The following is an 8,824-nucleotide window of genomic DNA, read 5'->3' on the forward strand; positions in this document are numbered from 1 at the left end:
AACTTTTGGTTATATATTACAAGGCAGATATTAACCAGATATCCGCTGTTTACCAAACATTTAGCCATTTTTAGCTGATTTAGGCTCAAGCGTTTGACTTGAGGACACGCCCTAAGTGATAGTAAAACAAGGAGAAAGTATAAGTATAACGTTTTTGATAATGTTGGCCATAATTTAGCGCTTGAGTTGTTCATATCATTATAGCGGCAGTACCACTTGTACCATGAGTCCCTTTGCATGATTGCTTGACTGACATGCTTCTTCCTTAGGACAGTTACGCGCTTCTACCTGTCCTTGATGCGCGCTGATGACCGCATGTACAATCGCTAACCCCAACCCATAGCCACCTGTCTGTCGATGCCGCGCAGAATCCAAACGTACAAAAGGCTGAAAAATACGCTGAGTATCTGCATCAGCAATTCCACCACCTTCATCAATAATACGGACGCGTAACTGCTGGATATTGGGCTTATCGAGCAGCGCTGTCACTGTGCCACCTGCTGGCGTATGCATAAACGCATTACGAATGATGTTTTCGAAGGCACTTCTTAATTGCTCAGGATTGCCTTGTACTTGCCAGCTGTCATCGTTAGTAGGCGCCTGCCACTGCCAAAAAACGCCTTTGTTCTGAAATTCAAAACACACATCTTGACCAATCTCGGTCAGCAAACTTGACAAGTCAACAAGCTCATACTCGCCATTATCGAGCGTATATTTTTGCATTTGCAGTGACTGAATGCGAATAATATGCTCAATCAGCTCGTTCATACGCGCGGTTTCTTTGTCAATACGTAACAGATAGCGCTCAGCACTAGGCGCACAATCGCGTGCAAGTTCCGTTGCAATCTCAAGACGCGCTAATGGTGAACGCAGTTCGTGGCTGATGTCACTCAGAACTTGCTTACGTGCAAGCTCACTATCTGCAAGGCGTTTAGACAGCTCAGACACATCATAAGCCAAGCGCCCTAGCTCATCATCAGCGGTCTCATCGCGCTGTTCGGAATTTTGATAATCCCCCATCATCATACGTTGAACACGATGCTGCACTTGGCGGATACGGCGCGTCATGGTACGACTGAGCAAAAGACACATCAGCACACTTAATAATAAAATAAGACTGATACGCACCGCCAAATTGGTATTTTGTAGCGCCATAATGTCCTTAAAAGACAAGTGTGGGCGCAGCTGTACTGTGACGTATTGTCCATCAGGCAACTGTACACGCGTATCTAACAACTCAGCACGCTGGCTAAAATCTGGTGGGTTATGATTAGATGGCGGACGAACTGTGTTCAAAATAAATGACGACAAACCGCCTACTCTATCATTCACATTTGCTTCTGGTGGCTCTACTTTTGGACTGCGCGTCTCAAACATATCTCGATAACGCGGATACACAATACCGCCATCCGCATCGTAGACGCGTATTTGGCTCATGAGACGGCGCTCATCCTGATACATCTGCGTGACAGTGGGCGTATCTCCTGTTTGTAGTGCGGCTATCAATGGCGCACGCCTTTCCATTAGGCGCTCAATCTGGCGATCGGTGAGGGTGGTTAGCGCCTGCTCATTTAAATAACGCTCAATAAAAATGGATAGGACAGCTGTTAATAGTAGCGTAAATAACAAGCTTAAAAATAAACGCCAAAACAGCGAAAGTGTCCAACGCGACTGTTGCTGAGAGGCGGCTTTTTTGGGCTTGGCTACGGATGATGGCTTAAATAGTTTGGTCATAGATTAAGCTCACATCACCATCTGATAGCCTTTCCCGCGAATGGCTTTGATAGGATCAGGATGAAAGGGCTGCAGCTTTTTACGCAGGCGTGAGATATGTACGTCCAAACTACGATCAAAGGGTTGTAGCTCACGCTGCAACACGTGCTCAGACAACCATGCTTTACTGACCACACCACCTTTTTGGCGCAGTAGCGCCACTAAGATATCAAACTCTGTGCCCGTAACTTGTACCTCGATACCATCAATGCGGCAAACACGATGCACCTGATCTAGCATAATACGCCCGTCATCAGGCAATGGCGGATGCTCAGTTACTGCTGCCTGTGTGCGCTTAATCACCGCCTTAATGCGTGCCAGCAGCTCACGCGGGTTACATGGTTTTGTGATATAGTCATCTGCGCCTAGCTCCAGTCCAATGATGCGATCAATCTCCTCGCCTTTCGCTGTTAGCATAATAACAGGCAATTTGCTGATAGCAGGTAATTGGCGCAGTACACTTAACCCGTCAATTTTGGGCATCATAATATCAAGCACCAGCAAGTCATAAGGCTTGCTCTTTAATGTTTGCATCACTGCTTCGCCATCATGAACGCAATCACAGACCACGCCATGATTGCTTAAATATTCTTCTAATAATTGAGTCAGCTCTTCATCGTCATCGCCCAATAAGATTTGCGGCATGGTTGTCTCCTTTATCACGCTGGCGTCCGTTTTATCGCGCGAAAAATCTAACGCTGAACGGCTCTCAAATAATAGTGGGCTTAATCATGCAATACAAGGCGCAGCAGACAATATCGGCAAAACGTTACCTTTCTTAAAAGTTCTTTGGCGGCTGTAACTCTTTATCCCATAAAAAAGCGCACCTGCCAAAACAGATGCGCTGATATAAAATGCTAATGACGATAAACGATAACTCAGTGACGCATTGCCGAGGTCATCATCATAGACAACAAACGCATACTGACGTCATCGGCGGTCTCATCGCTGGTTTCACCAAACTGCTCGATATAGTCTTTGATATCTATGCTGTTTTGTGCATTGGGCGTCTGCACATTATCAGGCAAGTTCGGAAAGTCTTTTTGGCTGCGGTCTATACGGCTATATGTGGTAAAAATATCCGCAACCGTACTGCGCTCGTCTAAGTCTTTATTCACAAAAGCGGCGGTTGGCATTTGCATCTGTGTCCATAGCAGACTGCCTTGTTTGTCAAAACCATACAGTCTCTGTACTTTGAGCGCTGTTGACGCTTTCTCGATCTCATATTTCCGAGAATCGTCAATCATACGAATCAGCGCATAAGCAAAATGTCTGCTGTCGAGCTTTTCTTTTACAGTTTGCGCAAAGGTCTTTTCTTCATAGCTGTCATACTCACTATCATAGTCATCACCGTCATCTACAGCAACGGCCTCTTCTGCCAACTCCACATCATCATAACTATCTGCTTCTTCTAACGCTTCAGCAACCAGCTCAGGATATGCTGTCTTTAATTGCTGAAACAGTGTTTCAGACATCATCTGACTTTCTTGATAGTACGCATCAATACTTAGGGTTTGCGCAATAACGAGATCACTTTGCATCATGCCGCTTAACTGATGCGCAGGAATTTTTGGCGTTAATTTTGCTAACTCAGAGCCTGAGATGGTACGAAAGCTGTCTTTATCTGCGTTGGCACGCACAGCTTCTGATGCTTGCAAGTGACTTTGGATTAAGGTGCGACCAAAGCCTTTAGGCAAGCTACCATCATTGAGTGACAGCTTTAACCACTTACTCTGCCACTGCGTACCCAATTTTTTGTCCAAAAACTTGGCATTTAGCATGGCAAAATTATCTGCCCACAGGTATAAACTACCTGATTTGGCGTCAATATAGATAGGCTGGTTGATACTGGTATGATGATTGCGCGTGTCATATTGTACGCTTGGTAATGCCGTCAGTTTGCCTGCCAGTGGTTGATAGACGCCTTGTACATTGATGGATAATGGCTTATACCAGTACTCATTCATCAGCTTAGCGCTATTGATGTCTTCTTTATTTAGCATCTCAGCACTGTCTTCGTTGTCATCATCATAACGGTCAAACAGCGCTTGATAGTACGGGGTGACTGCCTGCATTTCTGGCATATCTTCTTCTTCGTAGTATTCGCTATAGTAGCTTTGGTTTTTATTTTGATACCACGCTTGAAAGTTCTTATTACACGCCACGTAGGTTTGTTCAAGACGAGTACGCTGGTCGTTATAGCGCGTATCATCAATCTCAAGCCCTGCCGCTTCTGCTTGTTTTAACAGTTTAATATAATCGGCATCATGAGTGGTTTCACAATAGTCTATGGCGCTGTATGCACGCACTTTCTTAGGGTCAATATTGGCAAACTTTGCACGATTATTTAGTTCAATATTGCTGTGGTATGCGGTCGCTTTACGGTACTGCGCGTTTAATGCGGTATTGACACGATCTTTGGCCTCAGCAGCGGCTAAGTTTGTCTGCCCTGCCTGCATACTGCTGGTGGTTTGACAACCTGTCAGCACCAGCGATCCTGCCACCAGCATCGCACCAACGCGATACGGCGCACGCGACCACAAAGATAAAAAAGAGGTGTTCATAACAAGTTTCCTAAACATGTAAAATAAGGCGCGAGTTCTAGGTCTTAGTGGCTCATATCGCTATCAAAGTCATCACCATACGTATCATCGTAGTCTGCAATAGCACTGTCGTAATCATACTCATTGAACATATCGTAGTCATAACGGGCATAGCGCGCCGCCTCAGCGTAGCCTTGTTCTTTTTTAATATCTTTCACCAGCTGATTGCCATCCATAATGGTCGGTGCACCTTTTCCATTGCTAAAGGTAGTGCGAAGTAGCGGCGTTAACGCATGCTTGCTAAAGTCTTTAGCGTTGTAGCGGACTTGATTAACCGCCATCTGCTGCATATTTAAGAAAGGACTGTGGAGCGCCAAACGTTGCTGCTTGCCCACAAGCGTGCCTGCACGGTCAAGGTAATAGTAGTTGTTTTGATTGAGCGACAATGGCGCAAGCGCTTCGATAAGCTGCATCAACTTGCCCATATCCGTACTGTGATAGCCTTTATTGTATAAAGACAAGCGCTCAAGCATATCGTTAAACTGGTCTTTATCCGCATACATATCAGGGTGCGCCTTGACGTATTGCTGCAAGTCGCGGCTCATATGTTTAACGATACGCCCAAGCATCGCGCCTGACTGTTTTGAATCAAAGTCAACCTTGAGCACTTGACTTGCGCCCAGCGCATTCGCAAAGGCATCTTGCTGCGCCGTCACATCGCTTACGGTGCTAGCGGGAATCTCTGCAAAGCTCGCCTCCAGCGCATTAATAAACGAATCATAAAAGACATCGGTCGGCACCGCTTTTGCTAAGTCCTCAGGCAGACCGAAGCTCACTACCAATGCGTCTTGATTCAGCAGCTTTTGGACTTGGTCTTGATTACCCTCGGTAAATGATGAGCTACCCATCGCGACCAATGGCTTAGCGGCTGAGGCATCGACCACCATACGCTTATTATTAAAGTCAAGCATTAACGGCAGCTGTATTGAAGATTGCACCGTTGGGGCAAGGTAGTCGTAGCTGTAGACACTGCGCAGAGTACGTGCCTGCGGATTGCTTTCACTGATACTGCTAAATGTGACGTACTGATTTTGATAAAAATTATCCGCCACAACCTGCTCGTCAGTGCGCTTTAACATATTCAGTGCCTTTTGCATGATACCTGCGGTGTCCTCTGCATTGCTAGCATCCGCTTCCGCGCGTTTCATCTCAATATAGTCAGTGGTGATGCCTGTTTTTAGGCGCTCAACACTGTCTTCTTCATCTTCGTAGTAATGGTCATCATAGTCGTCATAATCTTCGTAATAGTGATCATCATAGTCGTCATAATCATACTCGTCTTCATCGTCATAACCTGACGCCTCAAGATCGTCTTCGGCTGTAGCAAGTGCAGGTTCATCCCCATACTCAGCCGCCGCGACTTCAGCATCAACTTCAGTCTCATAGTCATACTCATCATAATCGCTGTCGTAATCATCATAGTCATCATATTGATGCTCACTACGATAAGCGATGGTTTTAATAAAGCTGTCGTACAGACTGTCTGTGCCTTTATCCACGCTATCGGCAGCATTAACAGGCGTTTCCATATAACGTACGCTCGATATTGCCGTGCTATTACTGTGCATGTGTTGGCGAATGGCAGCGACCAAACGCGCTTTAGCCGCACTTTCGGCGCTCAGCTGACCATCGACATCAAAGAACGCTTGACGGGCGGCGCTGTTGTTTGCCATAGCTTTTGCAAACTGGTCGCTTTGGATGCGCTGGGCTTGCACGTTATTTTCGCGCAAATCTAGAACAGCGCCATTGTTAGATGGCACAGATGCAACAGGTGCTGAGGTGGTTTGACATCCCGCTAAAACCAAACCTGCGCCGCCTAACAACAACGTACGATGACTAAATCTGCGTAATATGCCGACTGCGTCAGACGCTATACTTGTCGATGCAGGCTTTAATGGTTGCAGTGACATATAAAAATTCCCTGAATAGAAAGAGCCAATAGATAAAATAACATTTTGTAAGAATACAAATGTTTATAACACAAAACATTACAAATGCGTAGTAAAAGTTATCACTTGTTGAGTTTAATTAGCAGTTATTATCATTTGCTGTTGATTGTTATATGGTGCTTATTATTCGTTTAGGGTGCCTTTACTACTTTAAACAGATTCATTTTTATAAATAAACGGCTTTTTACTTGATTAATAACTCTAAATCAGTATTTTTTTGCAGCTTATCTGCTGTATTTACCGTTAAGATAAGATTAAGATAGGCAGAAAATTGCTAACCATATTTAGGCAATTTTTTATCAGACAAGCATGACTTACCTAAACAAAAGACAGTAGGCTGTGCTCAATACTTTAAAAAAACATCAGAACAATCGCTCAAAATACAAAACTAAGGAAGGTTTTATGTCGTCATCTCACACCGATACAGGTTATTCTTGTGCTTTACTGCCGCGCTCCTTGCTATGGGGCGCAATGCTTACCACAGCCGCGCTGACTCAAGCACATGCTGCGCCGAGCGATGCACCTCTACAACTGTCAGAGACCCAACGTATCACCGTGAATGCTTCAGAAAATCAGGCGACTGTGCCCACCGTCCAAACGGCTGCCATTGCCAACAATACTACCAACAACACGCCTGCCATCTTTTCAGGGGATGCCATTGAGCATCCGCTATGGGCAAAAAATGGCATGGTCGCAAGCCAAGAGTCGCTGGCATCAGAAGCAGGCTTACAAATGCTCCAAAACGGCGGTAATGCGGTCGATGCGGCAGTCGCGGTCGGCTTTGCACTCGCAGTGACCTTACCGCGTGCAGGCAATATCGGTGGCGGCGGCTTTATGATGATTTATGACGCCAAACAAAACAAAACCATCGCGCTGGACTACCGCGAAAAAGCGCCCAGCAGCGCCTTTCGCGATATGTACCTAGATAAAGATGGCAATGCCCTGAGCGAGCGTTCGCAATATCACGGGCTGGCAGTCGGCGTCCCTGGTACAGTGGCAGGCTTATTAAAGGCGTTAGATGAGCACGGCACAATGAGCCGCGAGGATGTCATGGCACCTGCGATTGCGCTTGCTAGAGATGGCTTTACTGTCACGCCTGAGCTTGCTGACTCCTTATCGGCGCTGCGGTCGCGTTTGGGACGCTGGGAGAGCACCCAAAAAATCTTTTTTAAAGCCGATGGCACGACCTATCAAGCGGGCGAGCGTCTAAAACAACCTGAGCTGGCGCATTCTTTAAGCCTAATTGCTCAGCAAGGCGCCGATGGCTTTTATAAAGGGGAGACGGCACAAAAACTGGTCAAGGCAGTCAATGACGCTGGCGGCGCGATGAGCCTACAAGACTTGGAAAATTATCAAGCCATCGCCCGAAAACCTGTCAAAGGTACGTATCGCGAATTTGATGTGGTGTCTATGCCGCCGCCCTCTTCTGGTGGCACGCACATCATCGAAATCTTAAACATCCTTGAGCATTACCCGATGGGCGACTACGGTCATAACAGCGCCCAAAGCATTCATTTATTGTCCGAAGCCATGCAACTGGCGTATGCCGATCGCTCAGAATATTTGGGCGACAGTGACTTTGTCGATGTGCCTATCGATGGCTTGACCAGTAAAAAATATGCCAAGGTGCTGGTGGACAAAATCGATCCGCACAAAGCCACACCCGCGCATATGATTAAAGAAGGCAATCCGCTACCGTACGAGAGCGACCAAACCACGCATTTTTCTATCGTTGATAAAATGGGCAATGCGGTCGCCAACACCTATACACTGAATTTCTCTTATGGCACAGGCTTGGTGGCAGACGGTACAGGTATTTTGTTAAACAATGAAATGGACGACTTTTCGGCGAAAGTCGGCGTGCCCAATGCGTATGGCTTGCTGGGCGGCGATGCCAATGCGATTGAAGCCAATAAGCGCCCGCTGTCATCCATGAGCCCGACCATGGTCTTTAAAGACCAGCGCCCTTACATTGTCACAGGCACACCGGGTGGCAGCCGCATCATCACCACGGTGACGCAGATTCTGACCAATGTCATTGATTATGATATGAATATTGCCGAAGCTACCCACGCACCGCGCATCCATGACCAGTGGTTCCCCGACGAAATCCGCATCGAAAAAGCGCTCAATAAAGACACGATTGACAAGCTCACCTCGATGGGACACACTATCACGCCCAACGCCACCATGGGTTCGACCCAATCGATTATGGTGACGCCGCAAGGGCTGTATGGTGCTTCTGACCCGCGCACCCCTGATGGCGCAGTGGTTGGCTATTAACCGAGCAATCCTGTAAATAACAAAATAGTTTAATTGACTTCCTCCCCTCCCTAAAGTGAGGGGATTCCCTCACTCTGCATAGCAACATTGCTATTGGGTGGCGATTTCTCCAGCGAGACGGTCAAGCCCGACCGCAAGAATGTTCTTAGCGGCATTGATATCTCTATCATGCCGTGTGCCACACCCAGCACAAGTCCATTCTCTTATTCCAAGACC

Annotated in this window: 6 protein-coding genes; 1 reads left to right on the plus strand and 5 read right to left on the minus strand. The window is 46.7% G+C overall.

All coding sequences use genetic code 11. The annotated features are described in order from the left end of the window. Positions 1-198 precede the first annotated feature (198 nt). The 4 genes from JIE71_RS11605 to JIE71_RS11620 all read right to left on the minus strand — a co-directional run bounded on the left by JIE71_RS11605 (position 199) and on the right by JIE71_RS11620 (position 6,286). On the minus strand, positions 199-1,734 hold the full coding sequence (locus tag JIE71_RS11605; protein WP_199508871.1) for a sensor histidine kinase: 1,536 nt from the start codon (positions 1,732-1,734) through the stop codon (positions 199-201). Positions 1,735-1,743: 9 nt separating this feature from the next. Further along, positions 1,744-2,418: a response regulator transcription factor gene (locus JIE71_RS11610; protein ID WP_199508872.1), complete on the minus strand. Its 675-nt coding sequence runs from the start codon at positions 2,416-2,418 to the stop codon at positions 1,744-1,746. A gap of 233 nt (positions 2,419-2,651) precedes the next feature. Then, positions 2,652-4,337: a hypothetical protein gene (locus JIE71_RS11615; RefSeq protein WP_199508873.1), complete on the minus strand. Its 1,686-nt coding sequence runs from the start codon at positions 4,335-4,337 to the stop codon at positions 2,652-2,654. Positions 4,338-4,381: 44 nt separating this feature from the next. After that, a complete protein-coding gene (locus tag JIE71_RS11620) occupies positions 4,382-6,286 on the minus strand; it encodes a hypothetical protein (RefSeq protein ID WP_199508874.1) in 1,905 nt (634 codons plus the stop codon). A 441-nt stretch (positions 6,287-6,727) separates the two neighbouring features. Here JIE71_RS11620 and ggt point away from each other — a divergent pair, with 441 nt between their 5' ends. Further along, positions 6,728-8,608 (plus strand): gamma-glutamyltransferase, encoded by a 1,881-nt coding sequence (ggt, locus tag JIE71_RS11625; RefSeq protein ID WP_199508875.1) that lies wholly within the window; start codon positions 6,728-6,730, stop codon positions 8,606-8,608. Between the two features lie 90 nt (positions 8,609-8,698). On the opposite strand, the gene JIE71_RS11630 is transcribed toward ggt, so the two are convergent. Further along, positions 8,699-8,824: zinc ribbon domain-containing protein (locus tag JIE71_RS11630; RefSeq protein WP_199508876.1), on the minus strand; the 126-nt coding region annotated here is incomplete at its 5' end.

Source organism: Psychrobacter sp. bablab_jr014 (assembly GCF_016464015.1).
Lineage (GTDB): Bacteria > Pseudomonadota > Gammaproteobacteria > Pseudomonadales > Moraxellaceae > Psychrobacter.

What these genes read in the sequence shown, in the direction of transcription:
- JIE71_RS11615 (WP_199508873.1), bottom strand. Translation starts at nt 4,337, where the DNA reads ATGAACACCTCTTTTTTATCTTTGTGGTCGCGTGCGCCGTATCGCGTT.
- JIE71_RS11605 (WP_199508871.1), bottom strand. Translation starts at nt 1,734, where the DNA reads ATGACCAAACTATTTAAGCCATCATCCGTAGCCAAGCCCAAAAAAGCC.
- JIE71_RS11620 (WP_199508874.1), bottom strand. Translation starts at nt 6,286, where the DNA reads ATGTCACTGCAACCATTAAAGCCTGCATCGACAAGTATAGCGTCTGAC.
- ggt (WP_199508875.1), top strand. Translation starts at nt 6,728, where the DNA reads ATGTCGTCATCTCACACCGATACAGGTTATTCTTGTGCTTTACTGCCG.
- JIE71_RS11610 (WP_199508872.1), bottom strand. Translation starts at nt 2,418, where the DNA reads ATGCCGCAAATCTTATTGGGCGATGACGATGAAGAGCTGACTCAATTA.